The sequence below is a fragment of the Streptacidiphilus rugosus AM-16 genome (genome assembly GCF_000744655.1).
Taxonomy (GTDB): Bacteria; Actinomycetota; Actinomycetes; order Streptomycetales; family Streptomycetaceae; genus Streptacidiphilus; species Streptacidiphilus rugosus.
On sequence record NZ_JQMJ01000003.1, the window covers coordinates 847,327 to 864,252 of the forward strand.

Below are 16,926 nucleotides of genomic sequence, written 5' to 3' on the forward strand. Positions count from 1 at the left end.
ATCGGAGCGCTGCGGCTCAGTCCTCGCTGGGGGCGGAGGGGAGCTTGCTCTGGATCAGGTCCATCACCGTGGAGTCCGCCAGGGTGGTGACGTCGCCGACGGCCCGGTTCTCCGCCACGTCGCGGAGCAGGCGCCGCATGATCTTGCCGGAGCGGGTCTTGGGCAGCTCGCTGACCGTCAGGATCCGCTTGGGCTTGGCGATCGGGCCCAGCACCTTGGCCACGTGGTCGCGCAGCTCGGCCGTCAGCTCGTCGCTGTCTTGGGCGGTGCCGCGCAGGATGACGAACGCGACGATGGCCTGACCGGTGGTGGCGTCGGTGGCGCCGACCACGGCGGCCTCGGCGACCTGCGGGTGCGAGACCAGCGCGGACTCGACCTCGGTGGTGGAGATGTTGTGGCCGGAGACCAGCATGACGTCGTCCACGCGGCCCAGGAGCCAGATGTCGCCGTCGTCGTCCTTCTTGGCGCCGTCGCCGGCGAAGTAGCGGCCCTCGAAGCGGGACCAGTACGTGTCGATGTAGCGCTGGTCGTCGCCCCAGATGGTGCGCAGCATCGACGGCCACGGCTCGGTCAGCACCAGGTAGCCGCCGGAGCCGTCGGGGACCTCGTGCGCCTCGTCGTCGACCACGGTCGCCGCGATGCCGGGCAGGGCGACCTGGGCGGAGCCGGGCTTGGTCTCCGTGACGCCGGGCAGCGGGCTGATCATGATGGCGCCGGTCTCGGTCTGCCACCAGGTGTCCACGATCGGGGTGCGGCTGCCGCCGATGTGCTCGCGGTACCAGACCCACGCCTCGGGGTTGATCGGCTCGCCCACGCTGCCCAGCAGGCGCAGCGAGGACAGGTCGAACTTCGCGGGGATGTCGTCGCCCCACTTCATGAAGGTGCGGATCGCCGTGGGGGCGGTGTAGAGGATCGTGACGCCGTACTTCTGCACGATCTCCCAGAACCGGCCCTGGTGCGGGGTGTCCGGGGTGCCCTCGTACATGACCTGCGTGGCGCCGTTGGAGAGCGGCCCGTAGACGATGTACGAGTGGCCGGTGACCCAGCCGATGTCGGCGGTGCACCAGTAGACGTCGGTCTCCGGCTTGAGGTCGAAGACCGCGTTGTGCGTGTAGCTGGCCTGCGTCAGGTAGCCGCCGGTGGTGTGCAGGATGCCCTTGGGCTTACCCGTGGTGCCCGAGGTGTAGAGGATGAACAGCGGGTGCTCGGCCGCGTGCGCCTCGGGGGCGTGCTCGGTCGACTGACGCGCCGTGATCTCGTCCCACCACACGTCGCGGCCCTCGGTCCAGGCCGTCTCCTGCCCGGTGCGACGGACCACCAGGACGTGCTCGACCTGCGGGCACTGGGTCAGCGCCTCGTCGATGGCCGGCTTGAGTGCGGTCGCCTTGCCGCGGCGGTAGCCGCCGTCGGCGGTGATGACGAGCTTGGCGTCCGCGTCCTGGACCCGGGAGGCCACCGCGTCGGCCGAGAAGCCGCCGAAGACCACCGAGTGCGGGGCACCGATCCGGGCGCAGGCCAGCATCGCGACCACGGCCTCGGGCACCATCGGCAGGTAGATGGCGACCCGGTCGCCCTTGGCGACGCCGAGCTCCAGCAGCGCGTTGGCGGCCTGGGAGACCTCGTCCTTCAGTTGGGCGTAGGTGATCGCGCGGGAGTCGCCGGGCTCGCCCTCGAAGTGGATCGCGACCCGGTCGCCGAGGCCCGCCTCGACGTGGCGGTCCACGCAGTTGTAGGCGACGTTGAGCTCGCCGTCGGCGAACCACTTGGCGAAGGGCGGGTTGGACCAGTCCAGCGTCTCGGTGGGCTCCGTGGCCCAGTTCAGCCGCCGGGCCTGCGCGGCCCAGAACGCCAGGCGGTCGGCCTTGGCCTCCGCGTACGCGTCGGCGGTGACATTCGCGGCTGCGGCGAGCGCTGCGGGCGGGGCGAACCGCCGCTCCTCCTTCAGCAGGTTCGCCAGGCTCTCATTGCTGCTCAACGCAACACTCCTCATCGATTTCATCCCGGTACCGTGAGATAGCTCACCAGGTCAATGGGGGTGCTGACAAGGCCCTGGCCCAAATTGGTGTAGACCTTTGGACACCTGGAGGGCACTCTCCGGCTCAGGCCGCGGTGCCCACCTGCGGTCGTACCGGCAGGAACGCCTGGTTGCCCGCCGACCACACGTAGCTCTGCGCCGTCGTGAGCTCGAAGTACAGCCCGGTCAACCGGACTGCTCCGGCGTCAGCCTTGCGGGCGACACTCGGATGCGCCCGGAGGTTGTCCAACTGCTGGACCACGTTGGTCAGGCAGAGCCGCTCCAGCGGGTCGGTCGACGGCGGCCGGCCATGGAAGCGGGCGGGGGTGTGGCGCACCCGGTGCAGGGAGTCCTGGCCGTGGCGCAGCCAGCGGGTCAGCGGCGTCCCTGCCCGGCCGTCGCGACGGTGGGCCCCGTGGAGCAGCGACTGCATGGCGCCGCAGCCGGAGTGTCCGCAGACGGTGATCGAGCGGACGTTCAGGACGTCCACCGCGTACTCGACGGCGGCGAAGACGCTGTCGTCGGCAGCGGGCGGGACGAGGTTGCCGATGTTGCGGACCGTGAACAGCTCGCCGGGGCCGCTGTTGGTGATCACATTGGGCACCATGCGCGAGTCGGCGCAGGTGATGAAGAGCTGGTCCGGTGACTGGCCCTCCCGGGCCAGCCGCGCCAGCTCGGGACGGAGCAGGGGCGCGGTGTGTCGCTGGAAGTCCCGGACGCCCGTGAGGGCGTCCGGCGACTGGGGCCGCGACTGCGGCCGTGGCCGCGACAGGGACTGCGTCGCGGACGGCGGCTGGGGCTGTGGGGACAGCGGACTGGTCTCGGTGCTCGGCGTGCTGTGCATGGGTCGCGTCTCCTGTGGGGTAGGACGGCGCGGCGGGTGTGCCACGAATGAGCCAAGAATCGGTAAATGAAGAGTAATGAGTTCTTTACCGTCCGGGCAGTTCCAGCTGCCCAAGTTCACCCGTGCGAGTCATGGCCGTTCCTGCTCAGACCCCCAGCGGCTCGGGGAGGGGCAACAGGTCCTCGCCGAGAACGAAGTCCGGATCGACCTGGGCGGCGAGGTCGGCGCCGGTCTTGGCGTTGCCCCAACTCTCGGCATTGCGAAGGTGGAAGGCGACCAGCTGGGAGGTGTAGCGAACCCAGTCGCGCCGCGAGTGGGCGGCGTCCGCGGTCTCCTGCATGACCCGCAGGACGGCGGCGTTGGCGGGTTCGAGCTCGTCGAAGGCCGGCGAGCGCCCCTGCTCCGTCCGGCGCACCCAGGCGGACTGTCCGAAGCCGGCGAGCAGTGCGTCGCCCAACTCCTCCCGGAGGAAGGCGAGATCGTCGTCATGCTGGATCTTGTTGCCGATGACGTGCAGCCGGACGTCGTAGTCGGCCGCGTAGTCCCGGTACTGCCGGTACACCGAGATGCCCTTGCGGGTCGGCTCGCAGACCAGGAAGGTCTGGTCGAAGCGGGTGAACAGGCCCGAGGCGAAGGAGTCCGCCCCGGCCGTCATGTCGGTGACCCAGTACTCGCCGGGGCCGTCGAGCAGATGATTGAGGCAGAGCTCCACCGCGCCGACCTTCGAGTGGTAGCAGGAGACCCCGAGATCCTCCTCGGTGAAGGCCCCCGTCGCCATCAGGCGCAGGGAGGCGCCGTCCACCGTGATCGGCCGCGCGCACAGCTGGTAGACCGGGTTCTCCTCGACGATGCGCATCAGCCTGGAGCCGCGTCCCGGCGGGGTCGTCTTGATCATTGACGCCGCGTCGGCGATCCGGGGGTTCTCCCCGCGCAGGTACTCCTTGATGGCCGGGAGCTGGGCGCCGAGGGAGGGCAGCGTCGCGCACTGCTCCTCGCTGAGCCCGAGGGCTGCGCCCAGATGCTGATTGACATCTGCGTCCACCGCGATCACCGGGCTCCCGGCGGTGGCGAGGTGGCGGATGAAAAGGGAGGACAGCGTGGTCTTGCCACTGCCGCCCTTGCCGACGAAGGCGATCTTCATGGAGTGCTCCGGACGGGGCCTGATGGGACGGAAGGGGGCTTATTGGGAACCGTTATCGTCACCGATAGTGGTCATCGTAGCCAGGCGTAGCCGACGGGAGATCCGCTTTCACAGTTCCTTGACTCTTTCGGGTGATGCACCCCACGTCCCCGGGCGCACTCCCGGACCCCGTGCGTTCCGTAATGTCATTGCGGTGAGCACGAGCACCCCTTCATCCCCGTCCGGCCCCGCGTCCGGGTCGGCCGACCCGCTGGCGCCCCTGGGCGAGCTCCCCGGTGTCGCCGAAGCGGTGGCCGAGACCCGTCGGGCCGTCGACCGCCTCTACGGGCACCGCGTCATGCGACGCCGTGCCGACGAGGTCACCTCCGAAGCCGCGCTGCGCGGGGCGAGGGCCTCCGCCGCGCTCGACGGGGCGGACTGGCCACTGGAGGAGGTGCGCCGTCGTACCGACTTCGGCCGGGACCTGGAGGCCCGCACCGTCGGTGGTGCGCTGCGTCTTGGTGTCGAATCCGGGCAGCTGCTCGGCACCTGGCGGCACTCGCCGCTGCAGGTGCTGGCCCGGCTGCACCTGCTGGCCGTCGGCGACGCGGACGGCCCTGCCGTCGGGCGGCCCCGCCAGGCCGGAGAACCCGCGGAGGAGCTCTTCCGGCACCGGGTGGCCGCTACCGAGAAGGTCGAGACGGAATTGCCCGCCGACCTGACGTTCCCCCCGGCGCCCGCAGCTGCCGAGGTGTCGGCACGATTGGACACCCTCGCGCAGCTGTTGGCCAGCCGCGGTGGCGCGAAGCACCCGAACGAGCGAACGGCGCCGGCTCTGGTCGTGGCCGCCGTGGTGCACGGCGAGCTGCTCACGCTGCGCCCCTTCACCAACGCCAACGGCCTGGTCGCCCGGGCCGCCACGCGGATCGTGCTGATCGCCGAGGGGCTGGACCCGAAGGCGATCTGCCCGGTGGAGGTCGGCCTGGCCGAACTCGGCACCGACGCCTACCGCGCGGCGCTCACCGGCTACGCCTCGGGCACCGCCGCCGGTATGGCCGCGTGGATCGCGCACTGCGCTCAGGCGATGCGTCTCGGGGTGCGCGAGAGCACGGCGGTCTGCGAGGCGATGCAGCGCGGGATGGCCTGACCGATCCGAGGCCGGCGGTCGTGGGTGGACGGCACGGCCGGGAAAGGGTTGCGGCGGCATCCATGGATGCCGCCGCTGGCACAGGGTCCGGGTGACCATGCGTACGCCTGTATGTGCCCATCCGGCGGGGATCTCTGCCCGTTCGCCGGGTGCGGCGGCCCAGATCGCGGGTCGGCTGCACGTGGGTGCCCGAAGCTGTGCGCGGTCCGTGTGGCCTGACGCTTCGATGGGTCCTGCCGGCGATTGCCGTCGGAGGTGAGCCATCTGGTCTCGCGGGCCGTAACTCCTTTGTAGCGCGGATCACCCCGAAGCGGAACCCGGGGGCGCAGTTCTTTACCTTTTGCCCGGCTTCCTACCCGTTTCGTTACTCGGGCGTGCGGTCGCCGGCAGGGCGGTCGGGCGGCGGGTCGTCGGCAGCTGGGGCAGTCAGGCCGAGCCGGTGCGGGTGGAGCGGCGCGCGGCGTACCAGACCAACCCGGCCGCCGTCACCGCCGCGCCGAAAGCCGCCGCGGCCAGCACGGGTCGGCTGGTGACGGCCAACGAGGCGCTGCGCTCGCGCAACTGCACCGGACGGGTGAAGACCAGGACAGGCCAGGCCCTGGCGACTGCCTCGCGTCGCAGCGCCCGGTCGGGGTTGACCGCGAAGGGGTGGCCGACGGCCTCCAGGAGCGGAAGGTCGGTCGCGGAGTCGCTGTAGGCGTAGCTGCGGGACAGGTCGTAGCCCTCCTCTGCGGCCAGGCGCCGGATCGCGACCGCCTTGTTGGCGGCGTAGGCGTAGAAGTCGATCTCACCGGTGTAGCGGCCGTCCGCCTCGGCCATCCGGGTGGCGATGACGTGGTCGGCCCCGAGCATCTCGCCGATCGGCTCGACGAGTTCGGAGCCCGAGCTGCTGACGATCACGACATCGCGGCCGGCCGCGTGATGCTCCTCGATCAGCGAGGCGGCCTCGTCGTAGATCAGCGGATCGATCAGGTCGTGGAGCGTCTCGGCGACGATCTCGCGCACCTGGGCCACGTTCCACCCGCGGGCGAGCGAGGAGAGATACTGCCGCATCTTCTCCATCTGGTCGTGGTCGGCCCCGCCGGCGAGGAAGACGAACTGCGCGTAGGCGCTCTTCAGCACGGCGCGGCGGTTGATCAGCCCGCCGCGATAGAGCGGACCGCTGAACGCGAGCGCGCTGGACTTGGCGATCACCGTCTTGTCCAGGTCGAAGAAGGCGGCCTGACGGGCGGGGCGGCGGGGCTGCGAGTGGTTATCCACGAGGTCGAGGATAAGTGCCAACCATTCGGCTCAAGGCCCGGCGCGTGGGTTTGCTTGAGAAGGGCTTCGGGTACACCATGGAAGTCACGGATCGTTCGCGACCGTGCTAACCCAGCTCGACTCCTCCCCCCCGAGTCGGGCTGTGGAGGACGACCCCCGCTCTCCCCCCCGGCGGGGGTCGTCGCATGTCCGGGGCCGGGAGCTCCGGAGCCTCCGAAGTGCGATTTCCGGAAGAACTGCCCCCGGAAGCGTCGCTGCTCGGACCTGGGCACGATTCCCGATCAGTTCTACGCGCGACTCGCTGCGGAGAAGGTTCCCGCAGTTCGATCCGGCGATGCGTCAACTTCTTGACACATAATGCACTCTCGCGTGTAGCGAAGTTTTCCACACCCCCTTGGTTGTCCACAGATTGCCGCCCGGATCAGACGCCTCTTGCGAATTCCGCGCACTCTGATTCCGCGCCGCACACGGCGCGTCCAGCACTCCGTGAGGGGTCCAGTACTTCGCGAGGGGGAGCCGTCATGGCCGCACGCCCGCCCGTCGATCCACCCACCGACCCACCCGCCGGTCCGTCCGGCGGTCCGGCCGACAACCCGGCCAGGATCCCGGCCGCCGCTCCGCTCCCCGGCCCCAGCGGGCCGTTGATCGTCACCGAGGACGACGGCCTGATCGACACGCTGCTCAAGCTCTGCGCCGCCGCCGGGGCGACCCCACAGGTCGTCTGCGGGGCACCGCCACCACGCCAGGCCTGGGAGGCCGCCCCGCTCGTGCTCGTCGGCGTCGACGTCGCCGATCGCATGGCCACCCTCGCGCGGCGTCCGGGCGTCCTCCTGGTCGGGTTGGATCTCGACGACAGCGAGGTCTGGCAGAAGGCCGTGACCATCGGCGCGGAGCACGTCGTCTTCCTGCCGGACAGCGATGCCTGGCTGCTCGACCGGGTCGCCGACGCGGCCGAGGGCGTCGGCCACCCGGCGCTGACGGTGGCGGTGCTCGGCGGTCGTGGCGGCGCGGGGGCGTCGACGCTCGCCTGCGCCCTCGCCGTCACCGCCGCCAGAGAGGGGCACCGGACCCTGCTGATCGACGTCGATCCGCTGGGCGGCGGTCTGGACGTCCTGCTCGGCGGAGAGGAGGCCGCAGGCCTGCGGTGGCCCGATCTCGCGGCCTCCCGAGGCCGGGTCAGCGCCGTGGAGCTGGAGCATGCCCTGCCCCGGCTGCACCGCCTGTCCGCACTGAGCTGGGACCGCGGTGACACGCTGACCATCCCGGTCGAGGCGGTGCGGACCGTCCTCGGCGCCGCGCGGCGGCGCGGCGGCGTGGTGGTTCTCGACCTGCCCCGCAGGATCGACGAGGCCGCGGCCGAGGCCTTGGAACAGGCAGACCTCGGCCTGCTGGTGGTACCGGCCGAGCTCCGGGCGATGACGGCCTCGAGCCGGGTCGCGTCCGGGGTCGCGCTGAGGCTCGGCGACCTGCGCGCGGTCGTCCGCGGCCCGTCGCCGAGCGGGATGACGGGCGAGGAGGTCGCCCGGGGGCTGCGCCTGCCCCTGGCGGGCGAGCTGTCCGCCGAGCCGGGGCTGGCCGCGGACCTGGAGTGCGGCCGTCCGCCCGGGGCAAGGCCCAAAGGGCCCCTCGGCCGGTTCTGCACAGCGTTTCTGACCGAGGCTCTGGCAGGAGCCGGGCTGACTGACGGTGGGGGAGTGGCAGCATGACCAGGAGCACCAGCACGGCTCGCACGACGGGCGTCCATCGCGTCCACCACCCCGCCACAGGACGCCCCGCAGGTGCCGGCGGCGGAGGGGCGGTCTCGGCGGCCCTGCTCGACGCAGTCCGGCTGCGACTCGCCGAGGCGGGCGCGGAACCGACGATCACCGATGTCGCGGCCGCCCTCCGCGCCCAGGGCCGTCCCTACGGCGACACCGAGGTCCTGGAGATCGTCAGGGAGCTGCGCGCCGAGATGGTGGGCGCGGGTCCGCTCGACCGCCTGCTGACCGATCCGGAGGTCAGCGACGTCCTCGTCAACGGCCCGCGCGATGTGTGGGTCGATCGGGGCCACGGGCTCCAACGCGCCCGCGAGGTGCGGTTCGCCGACGAAGCCGCGGTACGGCGGCTGGCACAGCGGCTCGCTCACACGGCCGGACGCCGTCTCGACGACGCCCGTCCCTGGGCCGACGCCCGGCTGCCGCAGGGGGTGCGTCTGCATGCGGTGCTGCCCCCGGTCGCCGTGGGCTGCACGCTGATCTCGCTGCGGGTCAGCCGACCCCGGCCGTTCACGCTCGAGGAGCTGACGGCCGCGGGCTCGCTCACCGCCTGGGGCGCGGCCCTGTTGCACGCGTTGGTCCGTGCCAGGGTCGCCTTCCTCGTCTCGGGCGGCACGGGCACAGGGAAGACCACCCTGTTGGCGGCACTGCTCGGCCTGGTGCCCACGCATGAACGCCTCGTCGTCGTCGAGGACTCGGCGGAGCTGGTCCCCGACCACCCGCACGTGGTGCGACTGGAGGGCCGTCCGCCCAACCAGGAGGGCGCGGGCGGGGTGGCCCTGCGGGAGCTGGTCCGCCAGGCGCTGCGGATGCGCCCCGACCGGCTCGTCGTCGGCGAGGTGCGCGGCGAGGAAGTCCTGGAGCTGCTCGCCTCCCTGAACACCGGTCACGAGGGCGGCTGCGGCACCGTCCACGCGAACACCGCGGCCGACGTTCCCGCCCGGCTGGAGGCGCTGGCGGCCACGGCCGGGCTCGGCAGGGACGCCCTGCACAGCCAGCTGGGTTCCGCGCTGGACGCCGTGGTGCACCTGGTCCGAGGGCCGGGCGGCCGGCGTCGGGTGGCCGAGGTCTGCGTCCTGTCACGGGGCGGCGGAGGCCTGGTGACGGCCGTTCCCGCCGTCAGATTCCCGCCTGCGGGCGGACAGGAGCCGGGCCCCGGATGGGCGCACCTGGCCGAACGCTGCGGCGGGCTGCGCGCGCCGTGGGGCAAGGCGCAGTGAGGGCGGGGCCGATGCCGGTCGGTCTGCCGGGGCTTCTCGGCCATCCGGGGTTGCCCCTCGGGCCGGTGCGGGGGCTGCCCCTCCGCTCGGCGCTTCTTCCCTTCCGTCCGGCACTTCCTCTCCATCTCGCGCTGCCCGGCCCACCCGGGCTGCTCCTGCCGCCCAGGGCGCTGGGGCTTCCATGGCCGCTGCTGCACGCGACCATGGCGGGAACGGTGATGTGCCTGCTCGGCTGGGCAGCCTGGTGGCTGGCCCGGCGCGACGAGGCGGTGCGCCGCCAGCGACTGCTCTACCCCGGAGCCCCAGCCCGGAGCGTCGGTCCGTGGCAGCGCCGAGCCCGACGACTCCGGGCGCGGCTGCCGGTGGAGCTGGGGCTGGTCCCGCTCGGCGCGGCCGCCGCATGGCTGGCCGACTCCCCGGTACCGGGACTGGTCGGTGCGGCAGCTGTCTGGCCGGTGCTGCGGCTCCGGCGCCGTCGGCGCGCGGCCAAGGCGCGGGAGCGGCGCAGGGTCGCGGTGGTGGAGCTCTGCTCGGCACTGGCCGGGGAGCTCCGCACGGGGGCCACCCCGCATCAGGCGGTCGAAATGGCCGTCGAGGGCCTCCCGCACGGGGACGCCCTGGATCTGACCGGTCTGCTGGCCGCCGTGCGGCTCGGTGGGTCCGTCGAATCTGCCCTGATCCTGCTGTCGGAGCTGCCCGGCGCAGAGGGGGCCGCAGGAGCCGCCGCGTGTTGGCGGGTCACCTCCTCCAGCGGGGCCGGTCTGGCCGAAGGGCTCGACCGGGTCGCCGAAGGACTGCGCGCCGAGCGGGCGCTGCGCGACACCGTGCGTGCCGAGTTGGCCGGTCCTCGCTCGACCGCCGTCCTGCTGGCCCTCCTGCCACTCTTCGGGCTGGCCCTGGGCGCGGCTCTCGGGGCCGACCCGCTGCAGGTGCTGCTCCACACGACGCCGGGCCTGGTCTGTCTGTTGCTCGGCTCGGCACTGGAGTTCGCCGGGCTGGCCTGGACAGCGCGCATCGCCCGCACGGCGGAGGGCCTGACGTGAGCGGCGGGTTGGTCTGGGCTTCCGCTGCGCTCAGCGGAGGCACTGCGCTCGCCGTCGGCCTGACGGTGCGTCGGCGGCGGGGACTGATCCGCCGCCGCGCGGGCCGGTTCGGTCTGCAGACCGCTCCGCAGGGCGGCGCGGGAGCGGCAACTCCGTCGGCCAAGCTGCCCGTGGTGCGCCTTGCCGCTCGCCGGGCAGCGAGCCCGGCGTCATGGGCGGCGTCGGTCCGCTCGGAGGGGCGCGCAGCCGAGCGGGACCGACTGGTGCCCCGGCTGGCGTCGATGCTGATCGGCGCCGGAGCAGTCGCGCTGGTGGGAGGACAGGCGGGCTGGGTGCTGGGTGTCGCGCTGACAGCGCTGGGGCTCAGGCTCCTGCCCGCTCCGCCGGGCCGCGCCGAGCAGCAGCGCCGCCGGTCGGCCGCCGCGCTGCGATCCCAACTGCCCTTGGCCGCTGATCTGCTGGCCGGCTGCCTGGCCTCCTGGTGTCCGCCGGACGCCGCCCTCACGGCGGTGGCCACGGCCGTGGCCGAGCCCATCGCGAGCCGACTGGCCACGGCGGCGGTCGAGCTCTCGATAGGAGCAGACCCGGAGGCCTGCTGGGAGCGGCTCGGAGACACCGAGCCCGCTCTGGCCCCACTCGGTCGCTGCCTGGCCCGCGCGGCGGCCAGTGGCGCACCCCCGGCGGCGGGCCTGGCCCGCCTGGCCGACGCCGAACGGGCGTCAGCCGCACGCGAGGCGCAGGCACGCGTCCGTCGTGCCGGGGTCCTGGCCACGGCACCGCTCGGCCTCTGCTTCCTGCCGGCCTTCGTCCTCGTCGGCGTCGTCCCGGTGGTCACCGGGCTGGCCGGAAGCTTCCTCGGCCGCCTCTGAGGCACACGGACGACCGGCGGTCCCGCCTGTCGTCCCCGACTGTCCCGATCCCGTCGTGCAGCCGGGCCGACCGACTGCGCCCGTCGATCGACCCCTCGCTCGATCGACCAATCGACCGGCTCGTCGGCCGGAGTGGGCCGAGTGCATCAACTCGCCCGCCGACTCGATCAGACGGCGCACTCAGCGCCGTTCACCCCCGACCGGAGGAACCCCATGACCACGTCCGCTCCCCGTGCCGTTCCCCGAAGCGCCGCGGCTCCCGGCAGCCCCGTCGGGCACGTCCGCTTCATCGGGCTGTGCCTGCGGCGTCCCCGGGCCACGCTCTCGCTCCTGCTGTGCGTGGCGCAGGTATGGCTCCTGCACGGCGCGCACGTCGTCCGCTGCCGCCTGCGCCGTTTCGCCCCGGACGCGGGAATGACCATCAAGAGTACGCCGTGGGAACCGTCGCCGCGTGCGGCTTCGCCGCCCTGCTCTACAAGGTGGTCACCAGCGGGGCCGTCTCCGCCGCCCTTCAGGGCCTGATCAGGCGAGCGCTCGGTGCTGTCTGAGCGTGCCCGGCGCGAGCTGGGATACACGACGGCGGAGGCGGCGGTGGCGCTGCCGGCGCTGGTGCTGGTCACCGCACTGCTGCTGTGGGCGGTTCTGGTCGGATCCGCGCAGGTGCGCTGCGTGGACGCCGCGAGGGAGGCCGCACGCGCGGCGGCCCGTGGGGACCCGCAGGCCGTCTCCTTGGGCCGGGCCGCAGCCCCGTCCGGCGCCTCGGTCTCGGTGAGCGTGGGAGGCGACCTGGTCCGGGCCGAGGTGTCCGCGGTCAGCGGCGGACCCGGCGGTCTGCTCTCCGTCCGGGTCGCCGCCACAGCGATCGCGGAGCGGGAGCCCGGCGAGCCGGGAGCCCGGCCGTGAGCCCCACCAAGGCCGGTCACAGGAGCAGGATCAGCGACGGAGCCGGGCGGTGGAACGACGTGGGATCGGCGACGGTCTGGCTGGTCGGTCTGCTGCTGCTGGTCTCCCTCGCGGCCACAGCCGCGCTGGGGGTCGCGGGCGCGGTGGCGGCCCGCCACCGGGCGGAGTCGGCCGCCGACCTCGCGGCGCTCGCCGCAGCGGGACGGCTGCTGCTCGACCCGGGGGAGGCCTGCGCCCGTGCGGCCGTGATCGCCTCCGCTCAGGGCGCGACGCTCCGGTCCTGCACCATCCGCGCCGACGCGCTGGAGGACAGCGTCGAGGTCGAGGTCACCGTCCCCACCGGGATCACCCTCGTGCCCGGCCTCCCTCCGGCCCACGCCCGCTCGCGCGCCGGGCCGGTCACGGCTCCGATGTAGCCCGGCCCCGCATGTGTGCGGCCGGTCAGAGCCTCTTGGCCTCCGCCGACTCGGCGCCCGGCGCCCCGTCGTCGCTGACCGCGCTGCCACCGACCGCGCCTCCGACCGAACTGCCACCGATCGCGCCGTCCGTCGCCGTGCTCCCTCCGACGGGGCTCCCTCCGATGGGGCTCGCTCCGCCCGCGCCGCTCTCGGTAGGGCCCGGGGCGCCGTCGCCGCCACCGGCGGTGTGAGCGTCCGGTGCTCCCGCCAGGAGCAGGGTCAGCAGGCGGATCGCGCCGGGCTTGTCCAGGGGGTCGTTGCCGTTCCCGCACTTCGGGCTCTGGATGCAGGAGGGGCAGCCACGTTCGCACTCGCACGCGGTGATCGCCTCCAGGGTGGCCGACAGCCACGCCCGAGCGCGCTGGAAGCCGCGTTCGGCGAAGCCCGCGCCTCCCGGGTGGCCGTCGTAGACGAAGACCGTGGGCAGGCCGGTGTCCGGGTGCAGCGGCACCGAGACGCCGCCGATGTCCCAGCGGTCGCAGGTCGCGAAGAGCGGCAGCAGGCCGATCGAGGCGTGCTCCGCCGCGTGCGCGGCACCGGGAAGCTCCTCGGGAAGCACTCCCGCGTCCTCCAGTTGGTCCTCCGTCACCGACCACCAGACCGCGCGCGTCCGCAGCGTGCGCGGCGGCAGGTCGAGCTTGGTCTCGCCCAGGATCTCGCCGGTCAGCAGTCGGCGCTTGAGGAAGGAGACGACCTGGTTGGTCACCTCCACCGAGCCGAAGCTCAGCCGCGCCTCCCCCCAGGCCACCTCGCGATCGGTGCCCAGCACCGTGATCGCGGTCGTGTCACGGGCGACGGTGCTGTAGGGCGGATCGGCCTCGGCGACCAGGGCGACGGACTCGTCCAGGTCGAGTTCGCGGACCAGATAGCTGCGGCCCTGGTGCAGGTGGACCGCCCCGGTGTGGACGGACGTATGGGCGGATCCCGCGTCGACCGTGCCGAGCAGGCGACCGGTGTCGGCCTCCACGACGCGCACGGGGGCGCCGCCCTCGCCGCGAATGTCCACCAGGTCCGCCGCCCGCTCCCTGCGGGTCCAGAACCAGGACGCGCCCCCGCGTCGGCGCAGCATCCCGCGCCGCTCCAGCTGGGGCAGGAGTATCGGCGCCGACGGGCCGAAGAGCTCCAGATCCTCGGGCTCGGTCAGGGGCAGCTCCGCCGCGGCCGCGCACAGGTGCGGCGCGAGCACGTGCGGGTTGTCCGGGTCCAGCACCGTCGACTCCACCGGCTGCCGGAACAGCGAGTCGGGATGGTGGACCAGGTAGGTGTCCAGCGGGTCGTCGCGGGCGATCAGCACCGCGAGCGCGCCCTGTCCCTCCCGGCCCGCCCGGCCCGCCTGCTGCCACAGCGACGCCCGGGTGCCCGGGTAGCCGGCCAGTAGCACCGCGTCCAGACCGGCCACGTCGACGCCGAGCTCCAGTGCGCTGGTCGAGGCGAGGCCCAGCAGGGCTCCGGAGTGCAGAGCGCGCTCCAGCGCCCGCCGTTCCTCGGGCAGGTAGCCGCCCCGGTAGGCGGCCACGCGACGGGCCGCCGCATGACCGGCGGCCTCGGCCAGCCGCTCCTGGGCGATCACCGAGATCAGCTCGGCACCGCGCCGGGAGCGGACGAAGGCGACGGTGCGGGTGCCGTCGAGCACCAGGTCGGTCAACAGGTCGGCCGCCTCTGCGGTGGCCGAGCGGCGTACGGGGGCTCCGTGCTCGCCGGACATCTCGGTCAGGGGCGGTTCCCACAGCGCGAAGACCGTCGCACCGCGCGGCGAGCCGTCCTCGGTCACCTCCGCCACGGGCAGGCCGGTGAGCCGCGCCGCGCTCTGTCCCGGATCGGCCACGGTCGCCGAGGCGAGCAGGAAGACCGGGTTCGCGCCGTAGCGGGCACAGAGCCGGCGCAGGCGCCGCAGCACCTGCGCGACGTGGGAGCCGAAGACTCCCCGGTAGCTGTGGCACTCGTCGATGACGACGTAGCGCAGCGCGCGCAGGAACGAGGCCCAACGGGTGTGTCCGGGCAGGATGCCGCGATGGAGCATGTCCGGGTTGGTCAGCACGTACGAGGCGTACTGCCGGACCCACTCGCGTTCCTCGAACGGAGTATCGCCGTCGTAGCCGGCCGCGCGGACCCGCGACAGCGGAGACTCGGGTCCCGCGGCGCTGCGCAGCTCGCCCAGGCGGCGCAACTGGTCGGCGGCCAGTGCCTTCGTCGGCGCCAGGTACAGGCCGGTGGCCCCGCGGCCGTTCTTGGCCTCGGTGCCGTCCAGCAGGGCGCTCAGCACAGGCGCGAGGTACGCGAGCGACTTGCCCGAGGCGGTGCCTGTGGCAATCACCACATTCTGTCCGTTTATCGCCAGTTTCGCGGCCTCGGCCTGATGCGACCAAGGGCGGGCGATTCCGGCGGCGGCGACCGCCTCCAGAACCTCCGTCCGAAGGCCGGTCGGCCAGTCCGCATACTGAGCGGGCCGGGCGGGAATGTGCTCCATATGGGTGAGCCGATCTTGCCGCCCCCGCGTGCCCACGAGGCGGTCGAGAGCGGCCTCCGACGGGTCCGGGTGCGGCTTCATCGGCCTCAAGTCTGTCATCACGCCGATGGAGATTCGCCCCAAGGCGTCGTGCTGGCCTCGCGATAAGTGGTTGAATGCCATCGCGGCCGTGCAACGGGGCCAGGGCCCCGCCATCGGCATGGAAGCAAGGCAAGGTGCTGGAGGTTCCGTGGACCTGTCCCTGTCGACCCGTTCCGTCGGCGACCGCACGGTCGTCGACGTGGGGGGCGAGATCGATGTGTACACCGCCCCGAAGCTGCGCGAGCAGCTCGTCGAGCTCGTCAATGAGGGTCACTACCACCTGATCGTGGACATGGAAGGCGTGGACTTCCTGGACTCGACCGGGCTGGGCGTGCTCGTCGGCGGGCTCAAGCGGGTACGCGCCCATGAGGGTTCGCTTCGTTTGGTCTGCAACCAGGAGCGCATTCTCAAAATTTTCCGGATCACCGGACTGACCAAGGTGTTCCCCATCCACGGCTCCGTGGACGAGGCCGTCGCCGCCAACGACTGAGCGGTGGTGCGCCCGGGAGCGGTCGGCGCGGTACAGCGGGCAACTGACCCGTGCGGCCGCGCGACCGCCGCTCCCGGGGCCGGTCCGAAAACCTGAACCTTTCGAGGGGGACATATATGGCCACCGTCGAACTGCGCTTCAGCGCGCTCCCGGCGCACGTGCGCACGGCGCGGCTGGTCGCCGCGGCGGTCGCACGACAGGCCGGGGTCGACGAGTCCGTTCTCGACGAGGTCCGCCTCGCCGTGGGCGAAGCCTGCTCACGGGCCGTGGGCCTGCATGTGCGCAGCGGCGTCTCGCACCCGGTCAGGGTCAAACTGATCCAGCAGGAGAAGCGGTTCCTGATCGAGGTCGGCGACGGCGTTCCGACGCCGGCCACCTCGCACGCCGACAGCAGCGGCGTCGACGCGCTCGCTCTCGCCGCCGAGGCCGGGGCCGGAAACCAGGCGAACGGCGGCGACCACGGTTCCGACGACACGATGGGTCTGGCCGTCATCAGCGGCCTGGTGGACGACCTGGTCATCGGACACGATGACGACGGTGGCCTGATCCGCATGAGCTGGCCCGTCGCCGACCCGGCAGACCACCTGGGCTGAGCCCGGACCGAACCGCACGCGGCGCGCCGGGCGGACGGGATCCCCGTGCCGCCCGCCCGTCCACCCTGCCCGGGTACTGGGCTCCGCGGCGGGTCCGGCCTCGGCGCATCCACGGCTCTGCCCGCATCGACGGCGCATCGGGCCGGTCGAAGGCGCCCCGGGCCGCCCTCGCGTGCCCGATTCGGTCGTCCGGCGGTGGCGGCCTCGGTTGCGGCTGATCCGGACCGGATCCGCCCGGACCGGATCGCCCCGACCGGGATCGCTCCGAGCCCGCGATCTTCCATCGCCTGTGGCCCGCCGAGTGCGGCGGCAGCCTCCTGAGCGGTTCGCCGGGGCGCCGCCTCCGAGCCGACGTCGGCACGCCCGGTCGCGTCCGGCCCCGCTACGCCGCCCGTGCTCCACCGCCTCACGGGGACCCAGGGGGTGCCCACGGGCCCACGCATCTCCACGCCGCCGCAAACACCCACGTCAACGCAGGCGCTCGGCGCACGAGGGCGGAGCAACTCCAGCCCCACCCCTCCCGATTGGGAACTCCTGTCGCGTCCGTCGGCGGACCGCTCCGCGTCGTCCCGATCAGCTATTCCGTCACATCACGTGCCACCTGTACCAATTGCCGCACATACCCTGTTTTGATCATGCGCCCGATTCCTACAATCGCCGCCT

The 16,926-nt window shown here is 72.9% G+C and carries 15 protein-coding genes; 10 read left to right on the forward strand and 5 right to left on the reverse strand.

Annotated features, from left to right (window positions below; all coding sequences use genetic code 11):
- Positions 1 to 16 precede the first annotated feature (16 nt).
- The 3 genes from acs to BS83_RS07330 all read right to left on the reverse strand — a co-directional run bounded on the left by acs (position 17) and on the right by BS83_RS07330 (position 3,999).
- On the reverse strand, positions 17 to 1,975 hold the full coding sequence (gene acs, locus BS83_RS07320; RefSeq protein WP_232248100.1) for an acetate--CoA ligase: 1,959 nt from the start codon (positions 1,973 to 1,975) through the stop codon (positions 17 to 19).
- A gap of 124 nt (positions 1,976 to 2,099) precedes the next feature.
- Positions 2,100 to 2,858: a carbonic anhydrase gene (locus BS83_RS07325; protein WP_051942743.1), complete on the reverse strand. Its 759-nt coding sequence runs from the start codon at positions 2,856 to 2,858 to the stop codon at positions 2,100 to 2,102.
- Positions 2,859 to 3,003: 145 nt separating this feature from the next.
- On the reverse strand, positions 3,004 to 3,999 hold the full coding sequence (locus BS83_RS07330) for an ATP-binding protein (protein ID WP_037602053.1): 996 nt from the start codon (positions 3,997 to 3,999) through the stop codon (positions 3,004 to 3,006).
- A gap of 193 nt (positions 4,000 to 4,192) precedes the next feature.
- On the opposite strand from BS83_RS07330, the gene BS83_RS07335 reads away from it, so the two are divergent.
- Positions 4,193 to 5,125: a Fic family protein gene (locus tag BS83_RS07335; protein WP_051942744.1), complete on the forward strand. Its 933-nt coding sequence runs from the start codon at positions 4,193 to 4,195 to the stop codon at positions 5,123 to 5,125.
- 426 nt (positions 5,126 to 5,551) lie between these two features.
- Here BS83_RS07335 and BS83_RS07340 read toward each other — a convergent pair whose 3' ends face one another.
- Positions 5,552 to 6,385 carry an HAD family hydrolase gene (locus BS83_RS07340; protein ID WP_408640976.1) on the reverse strand — a complete coding sequence of 278 codons (834 nt, stop codon included), beginning with the start codon at positions 6,383 to 6,385 and terminating at the stop codon, positions 5,552 to 5,554.
- Between the two features lie 521 nt (positions 6,386 to 6,906).
- Here BS83_RS07340 and ssd point away from each other — a divergent pair.
- From ssd to BS83_RS07375, 7 genes are all read left to right on the forward strand, one after another.
- Positions 6,907 to 8,091: a septum site-determining protein Ssd gene (gene ssd, locus BS83_RS07345; protein WP_084713195.1), complete on the forward strand. Its 1,185-nt coding sequence runs from the start codon at positions 6,907 to 6,909 to the stop codon at positions 8,089 to 8,091.
- Complete coding sequence (locus BS83_RS07350) at positions 8,088 to 9,359, forward strand: TadA family conjugal transfer-associated ATPase (protein WP_084713196.1); 1,272 nt, start codon at positions 8,088 to 8,090, stop codon at positions 9,357 to 9,359. The genes ssd and BS83_RS07350 overlap by 4 nt, the downstream gene beginning before the upstream one ends.
- 203 nt (positions 9,360 to 9,562) lie before the next feature.
- Complete coding sequence (locus BS83_RS07355) at positions 9,563 to 10,402, forward strand: type II secretion system F family protein (protein ID WP_037603088.1); 840 nt, start codon at positions 9,563 to 9,565, stop codon at positions 10,400 to 10,402.
- Positions 10,399 to 11,271, forward strand: coding sequence for a type II secretion system F family protein (locus tag BS83_RS07360; RefSeq protein WP_232248104.1), 873 nt, complete (start codon positions 10,399 to 10,401; stop codon positions 11,269 to 11,271). The genes BS83_RS07355 and BS83_RS07360 overlap by 4 nt, the downstream gene beginning before the upstream one ends.
- A gap of 434 nt (positions 11,272 to 11,705) precedes the next feature.
- A complete protein-coding gene (locus tag BS83_RS48535) occupies positions 11,706 to 11,819 on the forward strand; it encodes a DUF4244 domain-containing protein (protein WP_037602055.1) in 114 nt (37 codons plus the stop codon).
- A complete protein-coding gene (locus tag BS83_RS07370) occupies positions 11,809 to 12,174 on the forward strand; it encodes a TadE family type IV pilus minor pilin (RefSeq protein WP_051942746.1) in 366 nt (121 codons plus the stop codon). The genes BS83_RS48535 and BS83_RS07370 overlap by 11 nt, the downstream gene beginning before the upstream one ends.
- Positions 12,171 to 12,590 (forward strand): Rv3654c family TadE-like protein, encoded by a 420-nt coding sequence (locus BS83_RS07375; protein ID WP_232248106.1) that lies wholly within the window; start codon positions 12,171 to 12,173, stop codon positions 12,588 to 12,590. The genes BS83_RS07370 and BS83_RS07375 overlap by 4 nt, the downstream gene beginning before the upstream one ends.
- 25 nt (positions 12,591 to 12,615) lie before the next feature.
- Here BS83_RS07375 and BS83_RS07380 read toward each other — a convergent pair whose 3' ends face one another.
- Positions 12,616 to 15,261 carry a DEAD/DEAH box helicase gene (locus BS83_RS07380; RefSeq protein ID WP_084713253.1) on the reverse strand — a complete coding sequence of 882 codons (2,646 nt, stop codon included), beginning with the start codon at positions 15,259 to 15,261 and terminating at the stop codon, positions 12,616 to 12,618.
- A gap of 67 nt (positions 15,262 to 15,328) precedes the next feature.
- Here BS83_RS07380 and BS83_RS07385 point away from each other — a divergent pair, with 67 nt between their 5' ends.
- Positions 15,329 to 15,670 carry an STAS domain-containing protein gene (locus BS83_RS07385; RefSeq protein ID WP_037602057.1) on the forward strand — a complete coding sequence of 114 codons (342 nt, stop codon included), beginning with the start codon at positions 15,329 to 15,331 and terminating at the stop codon, positions 15,668 to 15,670.
- A gap of 116 nt (positions 15,671 to 15,786) precedes the next feature.
- On the forward strand, positions 15,787 to 16,263 hold the full coding sequence (locus tag BS83_RS07390) for an ATP-binding protein (protein WP_037602059.1): 477 nt from the start codon (positions 15,787 to 15,789) through the stop codon (positions 16,261 to 16,263).
- Positions 16,264 to 16,926: the final 663 nt, after the last annotated feature.

What these genes read in the sequence shown, in the direction of transcription:
- BS83_RS07390 (WP_037602059.1), top strand. Translation starts at nt 15,787, where the DNA reads ATGGCCACCGTCGAACTGCGCTTCAGCGCGCTCCCGGCGCACGTGCGC.
- BS83_RS07350 (WP_084713196.1), top strand. Translation starts at nt 8,088, where the DNA reads ATGACCAGGAGCACCAGCACGGCTCGCACGACGGGCGTCCATCGCGTC.
- ssd (WP_084713195.1), top strand. Translation starts at nt 6,907, where the DNA reads ATGGCCGCACGCCCGCCCGTCGATCCACCCACCGACCCACCCGCCGGT.
- BS83_RS07380 (WP_084713253.1), bottom strand. Translation starts at nt 15,261, where the DNA reads ATGGCATTCAACCACTTATCGCGAGGCCAGCACGACGCCTTGGGGCGA.
- BS83_RS07330 (WP_037602053.1), bottom strand. Translation starts at nt 3,999, where the DNA reads ATGAAGATCGCCTTCGTCGGCAAGGGCGGCAGTGGCAAGACCACGCTG.
- BS83_RS07355 (WP_037603088.1), top strand. Translation starts at nt 9,563, where the DNA reads ATGGCGGGAACGGTGATGTGCCTGCTCGGCTGGGCAGCCTGGTGGCTG.
- BS83_RS07325 (WP_051942743.1), bottom strand. Translation starts at nt 2,858, where the DNA reads ATGCACAGCACGCCGAGCACCGAGACCAGTCCGCTGTCCCCACAGCCC.